The 15640-nt window shown below is 67.7% G+C and carries 17 protein-coding genes; 11 read left to right on the top strand and 6 right to left on the bottom strand.

All coding sequences use genetic code 11. The features are described from left to right. Both AC5P9I_RS20405 and AC5P9I_RS20400 read left to right on the top strand, forming a co-directional pair. Positions 1–307 (top strand): SIS domain-containing protein (locus AC5P9I_RS20405; protein WP_495217405.1); only part of this gene is annotated, 307 nt, incomplete at its 5' end. Positions 308–755: 448 nt separating this feature from the next. Further along, the gene (locus AC5P9I_RS20400; RefSeq protein ID WP_014648481.1) at positions 756–1187 is read left to right on the top strand and encodes a CBS domain-containing protein; all 432 of its coding nucleotides are present in this window, start codon (positions 756–758) and stop codon (positions 1185–1187) included. A 68-nt stretch (positions 1188–1255) separates the two neighbouring features. Here the strand turns inward: AC5P9I_RS20400 and AC5P9I_RS20395 are convergent, their stop codons facing one another. Together AC5P9I_RS20395 and gloA are read right to left on the bottom strand one after the other, a co-directional pair. Beyond that, positions 1256–1684 carry a VOC family protein gene (locus AC5P9I_RS20395; protein ID WP_049464657.1) on the bottom strand — a complete coding sequence of 143 codons (429 nt, stop codon included), beginning with the start codon at positions 1682–1684 and terminating at the stop codon, positions 1256–1258. A gap of 90 nt (positions 1685–1774) precedes the next feature. Continuing rightward, a complete protein-coding gene (gloA, locus tag AC5P9I_RS20390; protein ID WP_057495082.1) occupies positions 1775–2290 on the bottom strand; it encodes a lactoylglutathione lyase in 516 nt (171 codons plus the stop codon). A gap of 124 nt (positions 2291–2414) precedes the next feature. On the opposite strand from gloA, the gene AC5P9I_RS20385 reads away from it, so the two are divergent. Then, positions 2415–3527 carry a PLP-dependent cysteine synthase family protein gene (locus AC5P9I_RS20385; RefSeq protein ID WP_057495081.1) on the top strand — a complete coding sequence of 371 codons (1113 nt, stop codon included), beginning with the start codon at positions 2415–2417 and terminating at the stop codon, positions 3525–3527. 136 nt (positions 3528–3663) lie between these two features. Here the strand turns inward: AC5P9I_RS20385 and AC5P9I_RS20380 are convergent, their stop codons facing one another. Then, complete coding sequence (locus AC5P9I_RS20380) at positions 3664–4023, bottom strand: hypothetical protein (protein ID WP_308304166.1); 360 nt, start codon at positions 4021–4023, stop codon at positions 3664–3666. A gap of 215 nt (positions 4024–4238) precedes the next feature. Here AC5P9I_RS20380 and AC5P9I_RS20375 point away from each other — a divergent pair, with 215 nt between their 5' ends. After that, positions 4239–6269, top strand: a complete 2031-nt coding sequence (locus tag AC5P9I_RS20375; protein ID WP_235644585.1) for a M3 family metallopeptidase — start codon at positions 4239–4241, stop codon at positions 6267–6269. Between the two features lie 105 nt (positions 6270–6374). On the opposite strand, the gene AC5P9I_RS20370 is transcribed toward AC5P9I_RS20375, so the two are convergent. After that, positions 6375–7178, bottom strand: coding sequence for an SDR family oxidoreductase (locus tag AC5P9I_RS20370; protein ID WP_130768217.1), 804 nt, complete (start codon positions 7176–7178; stop codon positions 6375–6377). Next, positions 7175–7741 (bottom strand): DUF1415 domain-containing protein, encoded by a 567-nt coding sequence (locus AC5P9I_RS20365; RefSeq protein ID WP_103282041.1) that lies wholly within the window; start codon positions 7739–7741, stop codon positions 7175–7177. The genes AC5P9I_RS20370 and AC5P9I_RS20365 overlap by 4 nt, the downstream gene beginning before the upstream one ends. A 192-nt stretch (positions 7742–7933) precedes the next feature. Between AC5P9I_RS20365 and AC5P9I_RS20360 the strand changes: the two genes are divergently transcribed. The 3 genes from AC5P9I_RS20360 (at position 7934) to AC5P9I_RS20350 (ending at position 11738) form a co-directional block, all read left to right on the top strand. After that, positions 7934–9400: a benzaldehyde dehydrogenase gene (locus AC5P9I_RS20360; protein WP_130768216.1), complete on the top strand. Its 1467-nt coding sequence runs from the start codon at positions 7934–7936 to the stop codon at positions 9398–9400. A 17-nt stretch (positions 9401–9417) separates the two neighbouring features. Beyond that, entirely contained in the window at positions 9418–10545 is a 1128-nt protein-coding gene (locus AC5P9I_RS20355) for an NAD(P)-dependent alcohol dehydrogenase (protein WP_049464645.1), read from the top strand. Positions 10546–10640: 95 nt separating this feature from the next. Next, positions 10641–11738 (top strand): helix-turn-helix domain-containing protein, encoded by a 1098-nt coding sequence (locus tag AC5P9I_RS20350; RefSeq protein ID WP_049464643.1) that lies wholly within the window; start codon positions 10641–10643, stop codon positions 11736–11738. Between the two features lie 34 nt (positions 11739–11772). Here the strand turns inward: AC5P9I_RS20350 and AC5P9I_RS20345 are convergent, their stop codons facing one another. Next, positions 11773–12255, bottom strand: coding sequence for a YajQ family cyclic di-GMP-binding protein (locus AC5P9I_RS20345; protein WP_049464641.1), 483 nt, complete (start codon positions 12253–12255; stop codon positions 11773–11775). A 95-nt stretch (positions 12256–12350) separates the two neighbouring features. Between AC5P9I_RS20345 and AC5P9I_RS20340 the strand changes: the two genes are divergently transcribed. The 4 genes from AC5P9I_RS20340 to AC5P9I_RS20325 all read left to right on the top strand — a co-directional run bounded on the left by AC5P9I_RS20340 (position 12351) and on the right by AC5P9I_RS20325 (position 15636). Next, positions 12351–13247 carry a DMT family transporter gene (locus tag AC5P9I_RS20340; RefSeq protein WP_130768215.1) on the top strand — a complete coding sequence of 299 codons (897 nt, stop codon included), beginning with the start codon at positions 12351–12353 and terminating at the stop codon, positions 13245–13247. 210 nt (positions 13248–13457) lie between these two features. Further along, on the top strand, positions 13458–14465 hold the full coding sequence (locus tag AC5P9I_RS20335) for a methionine ABC transporter ATP-binding protein (RefSeq protein ID WP_010481369.1): 1008 nt from the start codon (positions 13458–13460) through the stop codon (positions 14463–14465). Then, a complete protein-coding gene (locus tag AC5P9I_RS20330) occupies positions 14462–15151 on the top strand; it encodes a methionine ABC transporter permease (RefSeq protein ID WP_103282037.1) in 690 nt (229 codons plus the stop codon). Before AC5P9I_RS20335 ends, AC5P9I_RS20330 begins: the two co-directional genes overlap by 4 nt. Before the next feature lie 206 nt (positions 15152–15357). Next, positions 15358–15636 (top strand): type II toxin-antitoxin system RelE/ParE family toxin, encoded by a 279-nt coding sequence (locus tag AC5P9I_RS20325; RefSeq protein WP_080355515.1) that lies wholly within the window; start codon positions 15358–15360, stop codon positions 15634–15636. Positions 15637–15640 lie beyond the last annotated feature (4 nt).

Here is a 15640-nt window from a genome sequence, read left to right as displayed (position 1 = left end):
GGCGCTGGTGGACGAGGACATGCCGGTGGTGGTGATCGCCCCCAACGACAGCCTGCTGGAGAAGGTGAAGTCGAACATGCAGGAAGTGCGCGCCCGTGGTGGCGAGCTGTTCGTGTTCGCCGACCAGGACAGCAACTTCAATGAGTCCGACGGCGTGCACGTGATCCGCACCCCGCGCCACGCCGGCGTGCTCAGCCCGATCGTGCACACGATCCCGGTGCAGCTGCTGGCCTACCACACCGCGCTGGCACGCGGCACCGACGTGGACAAGCCGCGCAACCTGGCCAAGAGCGTGACGGTGGAGTAACAGCCGTCGGATGGCGGCGACGCTGCAAGCGAAGGGGGCCCGCGTGGCCCCCTTTCGTTTGCAGCGGTGGCAGCGCCAAGTGGGACAGCGGCCGGCTGTTCTGTCCGCGGGCGGCAGGCGTCCGTCAATCTTTAATGCGCAGGGCCGGCAGTATTCAGCGGCGGTTTCAGCCGCGGTGCCATTCTCTGGATCGTCAGTTGGTTCCCACGACGAACTGTCCCATCGATGCCGGTAGTGACCGAGGGTCGCAGTCGTAGAATCGATTCGACCGAGGTCCGGGTTGAGCGGTTGAACCCTTCCTCGTTCGCGTTGCAGCACGTCGCCTGCCGAACCATTCGATGCGGCAGCCGGGTGCGCCAGACGTGCGCTGAAAGGTCTGTTCCCGGGGAGGGGGCGTATCGGAAGAGCACACTTTTTTGACTTCAGTGACCTGCACCAGGAAACAAGAATGAACGTCCGCGAACTCCTGCAATCCAAGAAAGAAGCTGTCATCACCATCGATGCCGAAGACACGATCGGTGCCGCCGCCCACAAGATGAGCGCGAACAGGATCGCTGCGCTGGTGGTGATGAAGGACGATGCCCCGGTCGGCATCATTTCCGAGAAGGACATCGTGCGTACCCTGGCCGACGACGGCCCGCAGGCCGGCCGCCGGGTGATTTCCAGCCTGCCGTCCACCGGCCTTGAGGGCATTGCGCCGGACGCCACGCTGAAGCAGGCCATGTCGCTGATGACGTACTCGCGGCGCCGTCATCTGATGGTGACCGACGGCAACCAGCTGGTCGGCATCCTCAGCCTGGGCGATATCGTGAAGAACCTGCTGGGCGAGCTGGAGCTGGAAAAGGCCGTGCTGCAGGACATCTACATGGCGGCCCACTGAGGGCCAGCAGCGCTGGATGCAGAGAAGCCGGGCATTGCCCGGCTTCTTCGTTCACGGCGCCGGTGAAATCAGAACGTGACCTTCACCGAATCGGCGCTGTAACTGGCCGGGCCGTGGTAGACCACTTCGATGTTGTTGCCATCCGGGTCGAGCACGAAGGCGCCGTAGTAGCCCGGATGGTAGGGACGTTCGCCCGGCGCGCCGTTGTCGGTGCCACCGGCGGCGATCGCGGCGGTGTGGAAGGCATCGACGGTCGCGCTGTCACGTGCCTGGAACGCCAGATGGTGGCGGCCGGTCAACTGGCCGGCGGCAGCCTTGCTGCTGGCGCTGGAAATGAACAGCTCGTCGGCCCAGAAGAAGTCCGGCCCTTCGCCGCCCAGCGGCACGCCGATCGTATCGAACACCGCCTGGTAGAAGCGGCGGCTGGCGGCCAGGTCACGCACCACCAGCTGCAGGTGGTCGATCAAGCGGCCGCGGTGCAGTTCCATCGTTTCCATGCGAACCTCGCAAAAAAGGGGACGGAGGGGATTAAGTCGCTTCCGGCCAATAGTGCCAGAAACGGCTTAATCCCCTCCGTCCCCTTTTTGTCAGTTGGCGATGATCTCGACCCAGTAGCCGTCCGGGTCCTTGATGAAGGCCAGGTTCTTCATGCGGCCGTCGGTCAGGCGCTTCTGGAATGCCACGCCCAGGTCTTCGAAGCGCTGGCAGGCCGCCTCGATGTCCGGCACCGACACGCAGATGTGGCCGAAGCCGCGCGGGTCGCTGTTGCCGTCGTGGTAGACCGCGCCCTGCTGGGTCTCGGTGCCGTGGTTGTGGGTCAGTTCCAGCACGCCCGGCAGGCCGGCCATCCACAGGCGGCGCTGGCTGTCGTCTTCCGGCACCACCGCGCCGGCCGGAACATAGGCCAGGAAGTACAGGCTGAACTGGGCCTCGGGGAAGTCGCGCTTGTCGATCAGCTGGTAGCCGAGCACGCGGGTGTAGAAGTCCAGCGAGGCGGTGATGTCCTTGACCCGCAGCATGGTGTGGTTGAACACAAAGCCGCTGGTTTCGGCCGGGGCCTGGGCGGCGACGCCGGGAACATCGCGCAAGGCGGGAATGGTCATGGGGGAGGTCCTTCAGACAGGGCCGTTGCCGGCCGGATGGCCCATTCTACCGGCCGGCACCTGACGGCACTGCGACGTACAATGGCTGGATCGCACCGTTCCGTCCTGAAGACGATTGCCCGCCATGTCGCAGCGTGAATGGGTGGCCGCCGCCATCCGCAAGATCGAAGCCGATTTCAACCGTTCCGCCGATACGCACCTGATCCCGCTGGCACTGCCCGGGTTCGAGGGCATCGACCTCTACCTGAAGGATGAATCGAGCCATCCCACCGGCAGCCTCAAGCATCGGCTGGCGCGTTCGTTGTTCCTGTACGCGCTGGCCAATGGCTGGCTGCGCGAAGGAAGGCCCGTGATCGAAGCGTCCAGCGGCTCGACGGCGGTGTCCGAAGCCTATTTCGCGCGCCTGCTCGGCCTGCCGTTCATCGCCGTGATCCCGGCCACCACCTCGCCCGAGAAGATCGCCGCGATCGAGTTCCACGGTGGCCGCTGCCACCTGGTCGAGCGCGCCTGCGACCTCAACTGTGATTCGGAAAAGCTGGCCCGCGAAACCGGCGGCCACTTCATGGACCAGTTCACCTATGCCGAGCGCGCGACCGACTGGCGCGCCAACAACAACATCGCCGAGTCCATCTTCAAGCAGATGGCCGAAGAGCCCAGCCCGGTTCCGGAATGGATCGTATGCAGCCCCGGCACCGGCGGTACCGCAGCCACGTTGGGCCGTTATGTCAGCTACCGCCGGCATGACACCCGCATCCTGTGCGCGGACCCGGAAGTGTCGGTGTTCTTCGATGGTTACAGGGCCGCTGTGGCGGGTGAACAGGACTGGCGCGCGCTGACCTGCAGCGGTGGTTCGCGCGTGGAAGGCATCGGCCGGCCGCGGGTGGAGCCGAGTTTCATCCCGACCAGCGTCGATGCGATGGTGAAGGTGCCCGATGCGCTGAGCCTGGCCGCCATGCGCCATGTCAGCCGGCAGTTGGGGCGCCGCGTCGGCGGCTCGACCGGGACCAACTTCATCGGCGTGCTGCAGGCCGCGCAGTGGATGCGCGAGGCGGGCCACCGCGGCAGCATCGTCAGCATCCTGTGCGACAGCGGCGAGCGCTATGCGCAGAGTTACTACGACCCGGCGTGGTACGCGCGGATGGGGATCGATGTCGACGGCGCCGACGCACAGCTGGCCGCAGCGGTCGCCGGGCAGGGCTTGCCCGAACTGCCGTGGTGCAGCCTGGAAGCGCTGTAGCACGGCACGCACGGCCGGATCTGCATCGGCTGGGCAGCGTCGACGGTTGCTCGACTGCTCTCCGTTCAGGTCGTGAAATTGCCGCGCTGCGCGCGATGGTCGACCCACCGTCGACTCTGCCCGTCGCCGGGCCGTCTCAATATCCCGCCGCAGTGAACGCATCCAGCACGGCGTCGCGCAGCGCGTCCGGCAACGCCTCGATATCCATCGCGCGGTCATCCAGGTGCAGGCTGGGGTCCAGGATGCTGGCGCGGCCCTGGGCCAGCGCCTGCAGCCACAGCAGCACGCAGATCACGAACTCACGTTCGTGGCCCAGCTGCAACTGGCTGGCGCCGCGCTCGATCACCTCGAACGGGTACCACTCCTGGGCGTCGTTGAAGGTGCCCCCCTGCTGCAGCACCGCCTGCAGCTGCTGCAGATGGCGCGGGGCGTCGTCGCCGGCATCGCACAGCGCGGCGATCCAGGCCAGCTCGGCCGCACTGGCGGTCAATGCCAGCTAGCGCGGCGGTGCGGTGGATGCAACTGCAGCCAGACCTTCCATGTAGGGCCTCGTTCGGTAAGTACCGCTGCGGACTCCCCCGCAGCCAGAGCTTCGGCGCGCGGCCGTCAGGCCGACGTGAACGGCAATGCACGCCCCCTTGTCAGCCGCACCTGGCAGCGCCATATCGGGAACGCTGCCCGCGTGCCGGGCCCGTCCCCTGGAGATCTGCCGTGACCGTTGCCAACCCCCTGCTCGATTTTTCCGGCCTGCCGCGCTTCGAGGCGATCCGCCCCGAGCACGTGGCGCCGGCGCTGGACGTGCTGCTGGCGGAGGCCGAAGCCGCCGTCAGCGCGGCCGAGCAGGTGCAGCCGGTCACCTGGCAGACCTTCGTGACCCCGCTGGACGATGCCACCGAGCGCCTGTGGCGCGCCTGGGGGCTGGTCGGCCACCTGCAGGGCGTGGTCAACACGCCCGAACTGCGTGAGGCCTACAACAGCAATCTGCCGCGGGTGACCCGCTTCGCCAGTGCGCTGGGCCAGAACCTGGCGCTGTATCGCCAATACCAGGCACTGGCCGCCAGCCCGGAGGCAGCACGCTTCGATGAAGCCCGGCGCAAGGTGCTGGACAACACGCTGCGTGACTTCCGGCTGGGCGGTGCCGAGCTGGCGCCGGAGGCGCAGCAGCGTTTCGCTGCGATCAAGGAGGAACTGTCGGCGCTGTCGGCCAAGTTCTCGCAGAACGTGCTCGACGCCACCGATGCATGGTCGCTGTTCATCGAGGACGAAGCGCGGCTGCAGGGCCTGCCGGAAGACGTGAAGGCCGCCGCGCGCGCTGCGGCAGAGAAGGACGGCAGGACCGGCTGGAAACTGACCCTGCAGATGCCGTGCTACCTGCCGGTGCAGACCTGGGCCGAAGACCGCGACCTGCGCGAGATCCTGTACCGCGCCAGCGCGCAGCGTGCGTCCGAGTTCGGCGACGAGGCCCTGGACAACAGTGGCAACATCGACCGCATTCTGGCCCTGCGCGCCGAACTGGCCGCGTTGCTCGGCTTCGATTCGTACGGCCATTACTCGGTGGCGACCAAGATGGCGCAGGACCCGGCCGAAGTGCTTGGCTTCCTGCGCGACCTGGCCGCGCGTGCCAAGCCGTTCGCGGCCCGCGACCGGGCCGAGCTGGAGCAGTTCGCACGCGCGCAGCTGGGCATCGACGACCTGCAGGCCTGGGACCTGGCGTTCGCCGCCGACCGCCTGAAGCAGGCGCGTTACAGCTATTCCGAGCAGGAAGTGAAGCAGTACTTCACCGAACCGAAGGTGCTGGGCGGCCTGTTCTCGGTGATCGAGCAGCTGTATGGCCTGCATGTGCAGGAGGACAGCGCGCCGGTCTGGCACGAAGACGTGCGCTTCTTCCGCCTGGTCGATGCGCAGGGCGCGCTGGTTGGCCAGTTCTACCTGGACCTGTACGCCCGCGAGGGCAAGCGCGGTGGCGCGTGGATGGATGACTGCCGCAACCGTCGCGTGCGCGCCGACGGCAAAGTGCAGACGCCGCTGGTCTACCTGGTGTGCAACTTCGGACGTGGCGCCAACGGCAAGCCGGCCACCTTCAGCCACAACGAGGTGACCACGCTGTTCCACGAGATGGGCCATGGCCTGCACCAGCTGCTGACCCGTATCGGCGAGCTGGGTGTGGCCGGGATCAATGGCGTGGAATGGGATGCAGTGGAACTGCCCAGCCAGTTCATGGAGAACTTCTGCTGGGAATGGGCGCACCTGCAGGGCATGACCGCGCACGTGGACACGGGCGAGCCGCTGCCGCGCGCGCTGTATGAGCGCATGCTGGCCGCGCGCAACTTCCACAGCGGCATGGCCACCGTGCGCCAGCTGGAGTTCGGCCTGTTCGACATGCTGCTGCACAGCCAGTTCGAACCGGCACAGGACAGCGTGCTGGCCCTGCTGGACCGCGTGCGCGCCGAGGTGGCGGTGAACCCTCCGCCGGTCTGGAACCGCTTCCCGCACCAGTTCAGCCACATCTTCGCCGGCGGTTATGCTGCCGGTTACTACAGCTACAAGTGGGCTGAGGTGCTCAGCGCCGATGCCTACGCGGCGTTTGAAGAAGCCCCGCAGGCAGTGGCCGAAACCGGCGCACGCTTCCGCGATGAAATCCTGTCGCGGGGTGGCAGCCGTCCGGCAGCGGAGAACTTCAAGGCCTTCCGTGGTCGTGCCCCGCAGATCGACGCGCTGCTGCGCCACTCGGGCATGGCGTAAACCCTCAGTGTGGCGGGGCCAACCCTGGTTGGCACGTCTCCGTTATCCACGCAGGGCGTGGATCCACCGGAATGCCGGCCAGCGGCCGGCACTACCGGAGGCGGGTCATTCGGCGTAGATCATCTTCCGGGTCATGCCGCCGTCGACGATGAAATCCTGGCCGGTGCTGAAGCCGGACAGTGAGGACAGCAGGTACACCGCCAGCGCACCGATGTCCTCGGGGCGGCCAACACGACCGACCGGGTGCTGTGCGTGGTCGATGGCCGAGTACGCGGGTGCGTGACGGCGCGAAGGCGCCTGCCACGCCGTCGTACCGATCCAGCCGGGGCTGATGCTGTTGACCCGCACCGCCGGGCCGGCACTGATCGCCAGCGCATGGGTGAAGGCGACCAGCCCGCCCTTGGCTGCGGCGTAGGCTTCGCTGTGCGCTTCGGACTGCCAGGCCCGGGTGGAGGCGATGTTGATGATCGCGCCCGCAGCGTTCGCCGACAGCGCCGGCAGCGCGTGCTTGCTGCACAGGAAGGCACCGTGCAGCGACGACAGGCGGCGCTGCCATTCCTCCCAGTCCATGTCCTGCAGCAGCGTGCCGTGCGGTGCGGCGATGCCGGCATTGTTGACCAGTCCATCGATGCGGCCGAAACGCTGCAGCGCGGCCGCGACGAAACCGCGCACGCTGGCTTCGTCCATGATGTCCAGGCGCTGGAACGCGGCGTCATCGCCGCGCTGCCATTCGTCCAGGCAGGCCTGCCCTGCGTCCACGTCGAGGTCGCCGATCAGCACGCGGCCGCCTGCACCGAGCACGGACTGGGCAATGCCACGGCCGATGCCGTTGGCGCCGCCGGTGACCAGCACCACCTTGCCCGACAGCGGCGCGACCGGCCATGGGGCAATCGATGGCACCGTGCTCACGTCAGGTCCTCGCCACGCAGGCGGCGGTGCCAGCCGTCCACGCCGATGCGGTCGAGGGTCTGGATGTTGCGCTCGACGATCACGTCCGGGTCCGGATAGACGTCCACCGCGCGCGCCACGCTGTCTTCGCGCAGCAGGTGCAGGGTGGGGAAGGGGGAGCGGTTGGTGTAGTTGCTGGCATCGTCCGCCGCCACGCCTTCGAACTGGTAGTCCGGGTGGAAGCTGGCCACCTGCAGGATGCCCTGCAGGTCCAGCGCCTCGATGGCCGCGTCGGCGTTGTCGAGGAAATCGTTGTAGTCGAGGAAGTCGGTCAGCACCTGCGGGTGCACGATCAGCGTGGTATCGATCTGCTCGGCCGGCGTATCGCGCAGCAGCACCAGCTCCTCGGCCAGCTGCTCAACCAGCGCTTCGGGCGTGGTCGCATCGCTGAGCACGATGCGGACCTGCTCCTTCACATACACCGCCTTGGCGAACGGGCACAGGTTCAGGCCGATGACGATGCGCTCCAGCCACAGGCGGGTAGCGGCGATCGGGTCATCGATGGGCAGGGGGGAATCGGTCATGGCGGGCACGTCGGCTGGCGGGGCCGCCCATTGTAGGCGTGTGCCGCTACGCGCCGTTCACTGTGCAGGAACTGGACAGCGGCGATGCTGGAAATCCCCGCCACGTCAATCCCTTGCAGGCCAGCGGCGGATGGCGGATTGCCTGCCGACGGCGGTGGGCGTGGAATGGACGCACGACACAGGAGGACACCCATGACTGCAACTTCCCCGTGGCTGCCGGATGCGCTCTGGTCCGGCACCTTCTTTGATGGCCGTTGGCAGGCCGCCGTGCAGCGGCAGCCGGTGATCGAGCCGGCCACCGGCCGGGCGCTCGGCGAGATCGGCCTGGCCGACCCGGCGCAGGTCGCGCGTTCGGCAGCCGCTGCGGCGCAGGCCCAGCAGGCCTGGGCCGCGGCTCCCTATGAGCAGCGCGCACAGGTGCTGCGCACCGCCGCGCGGCTGGCCGAGGAGAATGTCGACACCCTGGTGGAATGGCTGGTCCGCGAAAGCGGATCGACCCGCCTGAAGGCCGGCTTCGAGGCCAAGGTGACCGTCAAGGCGCTGCACGAGGCCGCCGCACTGCCGTCGCGCAGTGTCGGCGAGATCCTGCCCTCCGAACCCGGCCGCCTGAACCTGGCGCGGCGTCGCCCGCTGGGCGTGGTCGGCGTCATTTCACCGTTCAATTTTCCACTGTATCTGGCGATGCGCGCGGTGGCCCCGGCGATCGCGCTGGGCAATGCGGTGGTGCTCAAGCCGGACCCACGCACGGCGGTATGTGGTGGCGCGGTGATTGCCCGCCTGTTCGAGCAGGCCGGCTTGCCCGCGGGCGTACTGCACGTGCTGCCGGGTGACGGCGCCGCCGGCGCCGCACTGACCAGCGATCCGAACGTGGCGATGATCCAGTTCACCGGCTCCACCGCGGCCGGGCGCAAGGTCGGAGAAGCCGCAGGCCGGCACCTGAAGAAGGTTTCGCTGGAGCTGGGCGGCAAGAATTCGCTGATCATTCTTGATGACGCCGATCTCGAGCTGGCGGTGGCCAATACGGCATGGGGCGTCTACCTGCACCAGGGACAGATCTGCATGGCCACCGGCCGCGTGCTGGTGCACAGGAAGATCCATGATGCGTTCCTGCAGAAGCTGGTGGCCAAGGCGGCGTCGCTGAAGGTGGGGGATCCGGCGCGCGAAGACGTGGCGATCGGCCCGTTGATCAATGCCGGCCAGCGCGACCATGCCGCGCGCGTGGTCGAGCAGGCGGTGCAGGCCGGCGCTTCGCTGGAAGCCGGTGGCACGTACCACGATCTGTTTTTCGCACCGACCGTGCTCGGCAACGTCGACGCCGGCAATCCCGCGTTCAACGAAGAGATCTTCGCGCCGGTCGCCGTGGTGGTGCCGTTCGACGACGACGACCACGCCGTGCAGCTGGCAAACAACAGCGAGTACGGGCTGTCGATGGCCATCGTCTCCAGCGATGTCGGTCGCGCGCTGAAGCTGGGTGAGCGCCTGCGCACTGGCCTGCTGCACATCAACGACCAGACAGTGAACGACGAGGTGATCAATCCCTTCGGCGGCGTGGGTGCGTCCGGCAACGGCACCAGCATCGGCGGCCCGGCCAACGGGGAAGAGTTCACCCAGTGGCAGTGGTTGACCGTCAAGGGCGAAGCGCCCGCCTACCCGATCTGATCCAGGAGGACCTACGCATGAACAACGACGCTGCATCCCGTGAGATCACCGCTGCCGTTGTGCGCGGCAAGGAACAGCCCTTCGTCATCGAGCAGGCCACGCTGCGTGGCGTGCAGGATGACGAAGTACGGGTGAAAGTGGTGGCCGCCGGCCTGTGCCACACCGACCTGATCGTGCGCGACCAGTACTACCCGGTGCCATTGCCGGCTGTGCTCGGCCACGAAGGTGCCGGCATCGTCGAAGCGGTCGGGCCCAACGTCAAGGCGCTGCAGGTGGGTGACCACGTGGTGCTGACCTATGGTGCCTGCGGCCACTGCAATCCCTGCCGCGGCGGTCACGGCGCCTACTGCCGGGACTTCTTCGCATTGAATTTCGGTGGCGACGATGGCCACGGCCATACCGCGATCACCGATGCGCACGGCCAGCCGCTGCACGACCACTTCTTTGCACAGTCCTCGTTCGCCACCTATGCGCTGGCGCGCGAGATCAACGCGATCAAGGTGCCCGACGATGCGCCACTGGAACTGCTCGGCCCGCTGGGCTGTGGCATCCAGACCGGCGCCGGTGCGGTGCTCAACGCACTGCAGGTACGGTCCGGCAGCAGCTTCGCCAGCTACGGTGCCGGTGCGGTCGGGCTGAGCGCGGTGATGGCGGCCAAGGTGGCCGGCGCCACCACCATCATTGCCATCGATGTGGTGCCCTCGCGCCTGGAACTGGCGCTGGAGCTGGGGGCCACGCACGTGGTCAACAGTCGCGAGACTGACGTGGTCGAGGCGGTGCGTGCGATCACCGGCGGCGGGGCCGACTACGCGCTGGAATCGACCGGGCGCCCGGAGGTGCTTTCAGCCGGGATCGAGGCGCTCGGCGGACGGGGCATGATGGGCGTGGTGGGTGCGCCGAAGCTGGGCACCACCGCCAGCTTCGATGTCAACAACCTGCTGCTGGGGGGGCGCAGCATCCGTGGCATCGTCGAGGGCGACAGCGTGCCGCAGGTGTTCATTCCGCAGCTGGTGGCCCTGTTCCAGCAGGGACGCTTCCCGTTCGACAAACTGGTGAAGTTCTATCCGCTGGAACAGATCAACCAGGCCGCCGAAGACAGCACCCGTGGCATCACGCTGAAGCCGATCCTGCGCATCGCCGCATGAAACGATGCGTTGCCGCGGCGCCTGGTTCGCCGCGGCAACGCAGGTGTACCCTCGGTAGCCGTGGCCGCGTCGGCCACCGGCGGAGGGCGCAGGTGATGATGGCCACGACAGTCGGGCAACAGCAGGTGGTGGCGGCGCGTGCCGCCTTCGCCGAGGGCGATGCGCAGTCATTGCAGCTGTTGCCGTTGCCCCTGCAGCGGTCGTGGCAGCGCTCGCGTGCGGCGGGCCTGCAGCCGGGACAGGAGCCCTGCTATCCACCGCTGCTGGGTGACGGCCGCCACTTGTCCCATCCCGATGACCGGCGCCTGGCGGGCTGCGTGCGGCCCGAGCTCGAACAGCTGTGGGCCGCGTTCGGTGGGCGCGGCTGGACGATGTTCTGCGCCAACCGCGATGGCATGGTGATCGCGCAGCAGGCGCATGGCCTGGAAGACGCCCCCCTGCTGCGGCCGATCCAGGTCGGGCGGCGGCTCGGCGAGAGCGTGATCGGCACCACCGCACCGGCGGTCAGCCTGGCCGACGACCTGCCTGCGCTGGTGCGTGGCAACGAGCACTACCTGCAGCGTTTCGCCCCGGTGTTCTGCCTGAGTGAGCCGCTGCATGATCCCGATGGCCGGGTCTGTGGGGCGATCGACATTACCGGCCTGGGCGAGCGGGATCCGTCCTTGCTGCAGGGCTATTTCCGGCAGGCGGCGCTGGCCAGCGAGAATCGCCTGTTCAGTGCGCTGGCCGACGTCCACCTGCTGGCGGTGCAGCATGATCCGCGCTGGTTGCTGTCGCCGCTGCAGGGGCTGCTGGCAGTGCAGGAGGATGGCCAGCTGCGCGCGGCCAACCGCGTTGCGCGGCGCCTGCTGGGCCTGCCCAGGCGCGGGCCGTTGCCCTTGCTGGACCTGGGCGTGCTGTTTGCCGGCGCCAGTGCGGCACAGCGGCGCCGCCTGCTGCAACCCGGTGCACCGCATCGGGTCCGGCTGGGCGAGGGCAGTGCGGTCTACCTGCAGCATCTGCAGGGGCCGCGGTGCGCGGCGCGGCGCGGTACGCCGCGCCGTGCCAGCAACACCACCGGTACGCCACTGCTGCGTCAGCAGCAGCGCGAGGCGGCACGCCGCGCGGCGCAGGCCGCGGACGGCAATCTCAGCCTGGCTGCGCGCCAGCTGGGGATCTCGCGCACCACGCTGTACAAGCTGCTGCGCGATTGACGCGGGGATCGCCGGGCACGGCCCGGCGGATCGATCAGTCGCGGAAGTTGTTGAACTGCAGCGGTAGTTCGAACTTGCCGGCTTTCAGTACTGCGATGGCCTCCTGCAGATCGTCGCGCTTCTTGCCCTGCACGCGCAGCTTGTCGCCGTTGATCTGGCTTTCCACCTTCAGCTTGGCGTCCTTCAGTGCAGCGGCGATCTTCTTGGCGATCTTCTGCTCGATGCCCTGCTTGACGGTGATCTTCTGCCGGGCCTGGGCCAGGTTGGTCTCGATGTCACCGAACTCCAGGCTGAGCACGTCGATCCCGCGCGCGGCCAGGCGTGCGCGCAGGATGTCGTTCATCTGCTTGAGCTGGAACTCGGTCGGCGCGGTCTGGTTGATCACATCGCCGTCGCGTTCGAACCGGGCATCCACGCCCTTGAAGTCGAAGCGGGTGCTCAGTTCGCGGTTGGCCTGGTCGATGGCGTTGGTCAGTTCGTGGGTGTCGACTTCGGACACGACGTCGAAGGAAGGCATGGGCGATGCTCCGCAGGATTCAGTGGCGACCATTCTATCGCGAGGGCCCGCATGCCCGTGTTCTGCAGAAGGCGACGACCGGGCGATAATGGGCCATGAACGTGCAACGCTCCCCTTCGCGCGCGGTGGCCTGGATGGTCGCTGCGGTCGCCTGTTTCTCGCTGATGGACGCTGGCATGAAGCAGCTGTCGGCCAGCTACCCCACCCTGGAAGTGACCTTCCTGCGCGGCGCCGCCTCGTTGCCGTTCGTGCTGGTGTGGGTGCTGGCCAGCGCGGGGCCGCGTTCGCTGGTGCCGCGCCGCTGGGGCCTGCACCTGCTGCGCGGGGCGCTGGGCATGACGATGATCGGCTGCTTCGTGTTCGCCCTGCGCGACCTGCCGCTGTCCACCGCCTACACCATCTACTTCGTCGCCCCGCTGCTGATCGCCGCCTTGTCGGTGCCGCTGCTGGGCGAGCGGGTCGGGCCGCGGCGCTGGGTCGCCATCGGCATCGGCCTGGTCGGCGTGCTGGTGGTGCTGCGTCCGGGCGTGGACGGCTTCATTTCGGTGCCCGGCCTGATGGTGCTGGCGGCGGCAACCGCCTATGCCGTGGCGGCGATCACGGTCAGCCTGCTGACCCGCACCGATACCTCGCAGTCGATGGTGGTGTGGTTCCTGGTCATCATGGCCATCGGTGCCGGCCTGCTGTCCATTCCCGGCTGGGTGCCGCTGCAGCTGGCGCATGCGCCGCTGATCGCCGGCATGGGCCTGGCCGGGGCCCTGGGCCAGATCGCCCTGACCAAGGCCTTCCAGCTGGGCGAGGCCTCGATGATCGCGCCGCTGGAGTACAGCGGGCTGGTGTGGGTGATCGGCTGGGACCTGGCCTTCTGGGGCCAGCTGCCCGACGGCTATACCTGGGTGGGCGCCGCGATCATCGTCGCCTCCGGTCTGTACCTGCTGCACCGCGAGCGGGTGAACCGGCAGGAGCCGCCGAAGCCGCTGGATCATCCCTGAGCCGGTTGGGCCAGGGAATGCGGTCAGAGCCCCTGCGGGGATCCGACCCCGGGGTCGGATCCCCGCAGGGGCTCTGACCCCGGCCTACGCGCCGGCGCGGGCGGCTTAGAACCAAAAGGAATAACATTCTGGCCCATGGCGCGGGCGCGCGACCGCCTGCGCTGGTAGGCTGCACGCCCCCTTCCGTCACCCAGCCGGTGAGCCACGCCCGTGATCGAGTTCCAGCGCCTGCACAAATCCTATGCCGTTGCCGGCCGCGAAGTCAGCGCGCTGCAACCGCTGGACCTGACCATCGAAGCCGGTGAGGTATTCGGCATCATCGGCCATTCCGGCGCCGGCAAATCGACCCTGATCCGCATGATCAACCGGCTGGAAGAACCCAGTGGCGGGCGGTTGCTGATCGGCGGCGAGGATGTCACCGCGCTGGACGCGGACGGGCTGCGCGCGCTGCGCCGGCGCATCGGCATGATCTTCCAGCACTTCAACCTGCTGTCCTCGCGCACCGTGGCCGGCAATGTCGCCTTCCCGCTGGAGCTGGCCGGGACGCCGAAGGCGGAGATCGATGCGCGCGTGGCCGAACTGCTGCAGACCGTCGGCCTGGAAGCGCATGCGCAGAAGTATCCGGCGCAGCTGTCCGGTGGCCAGAAGCAGCGCGTCGGCATCGCCCGTGCGCTGGCGACCCGCCCGCAGATCCTGCTGTGCGACGAGGCCACCAGTGCGCTCGACCCGCAGACCACTGCATCGGTGCTGTCGCTGCTGTCGAAGATCAACCGCGAGCTCGGCCTGACCATCGTGCTGATCACCCACGAGATGGATGTGATCCGCCGCGTCTGCGACCGCGTCGCCGTGCTCGATGCCGGCCAGATGGTCGAAACCGGACCGGTTACCCGCGTCTTCCTGCACCCGCAGCACCCGACCACGCGCCGGTTCGTCAGCGAGTCGGAGCATGTGGACGAAGGCGCGTTGCACCGCGATTTCGACGTGGTCGGCGGGCGCATCGTGCGCCTGACCTTCCTTGGCGGTGACACCTACGAACCCCTGCTCGGCAGCGTCGCGCGCCAGACCGGGGTCGACTACAACATCCTGTCCGGGCGTATCGACCGGATCAAGGACACCCCTTATGGCCAGCTGGTGGTCGCCCTGGTGGGCGGTGACCAGTCCGCCGCGCAGGCCGCGTTCGTGGCTGCCGGCGTGCATGTTGAGGAGCTGCGTCGATGATCATCGCCACTGCCGGTGGTTTCTTCCGCCATCTGGATGCGGGCAAGTGGGCCGACATCGGCCAGGCGACCCTCGACACCCTGCTGATGCTGCTTGGTTCGCTGCCGCTGACCCTGGCCATCGGCCTGCCGCTGGGCGTGCTGCTGTACCTGTTCGGCGCGCCGCAGATGAAGCGGCGTCCGTTCGCCTACGGTGCACTGGCGCTGGTGGTGAACCTGCTGCGCTCGGTGCCTTTCATCATCCTGATGATCGTGCTGATCCCGGTCACGCTGTTCCTGATGGGCACCTCGCTGGGCGTGCGCGGTGCGATCGTGCCGCTGGTCATTGGTGCCGCGCCGTTCTACGCGCGCCTGGTCGAGACCGCGCTGCGCGAAGTGGATCGTGGCGTGATCGAGGCGACCCAGGCGATGGGTGCCACCACCTGGCAGCTGGTCACCCGCGTGCTGCTGCCGGAAGCGCGCCCGGGCCTGATTGCCGGTGCGACGGTCACCACCGTGGCCCTGATCGGCTTCACCGCAATGGGCGGTGCGATCGGCTCGGGCGGCCTTGGCGACCTGGCGTTCCGCGATGGTTACCAGCGTTCGCACACCGACGTCGCCCTGGTCACCGTGGTCCTGCTGCTGGTGCTGGTGCAGCTGCTGCAGATGCTCGGCGACCGCCTGGTCGCGCATTACAGCCGCAGATAACAGAGTGCCGGGCGGCGCCCGGCATCGTTCGGGTAGTGCCGGCCGCTGGCCGGCAGCTTGCAGCCTGCAGAGGGTCGACAGGGTGCCTGTCATAGCGCCAGGCTCTGGAAGCCGCCACGCCCATCAGGGATCGATATCGCCAGACTGGGACTGGCAGCACATCGCGTTCCTTGGTATGTTCCGTAAGACGTAATACGTTTGACGGAATGATCCGTTCATTCCGCTGCAAGCAGACCCGCGCCCTGTTTGAAGGAGCCTGCCCTCGCGCTTGGCGCCCGATACGACGCGCGGCTGAACGTAAACTCCAGCTGCTCGATTCGGCACAGACGCTGGCCTTCCTGCGCAGCCCGCCCGGGAATCGTCTTGAGGCGCTGTCAGGTGATCGGAGAGGACAATACAGCCTCCGTATCAATGATCAGTGGCGGCTCTGTTTCACCTGGACCGACAGCGGCGCCGATGCCGTGGAAATTGTTGACTATCACTGAGGTG

The sequence above is a fragment of the Stenotrophomonas sp. YJH_SMC_29 genome, from assembly GCF_059371235.1.
This window is presented reverse-complemented; position numbering and strand designations above follow the sequence as displayed.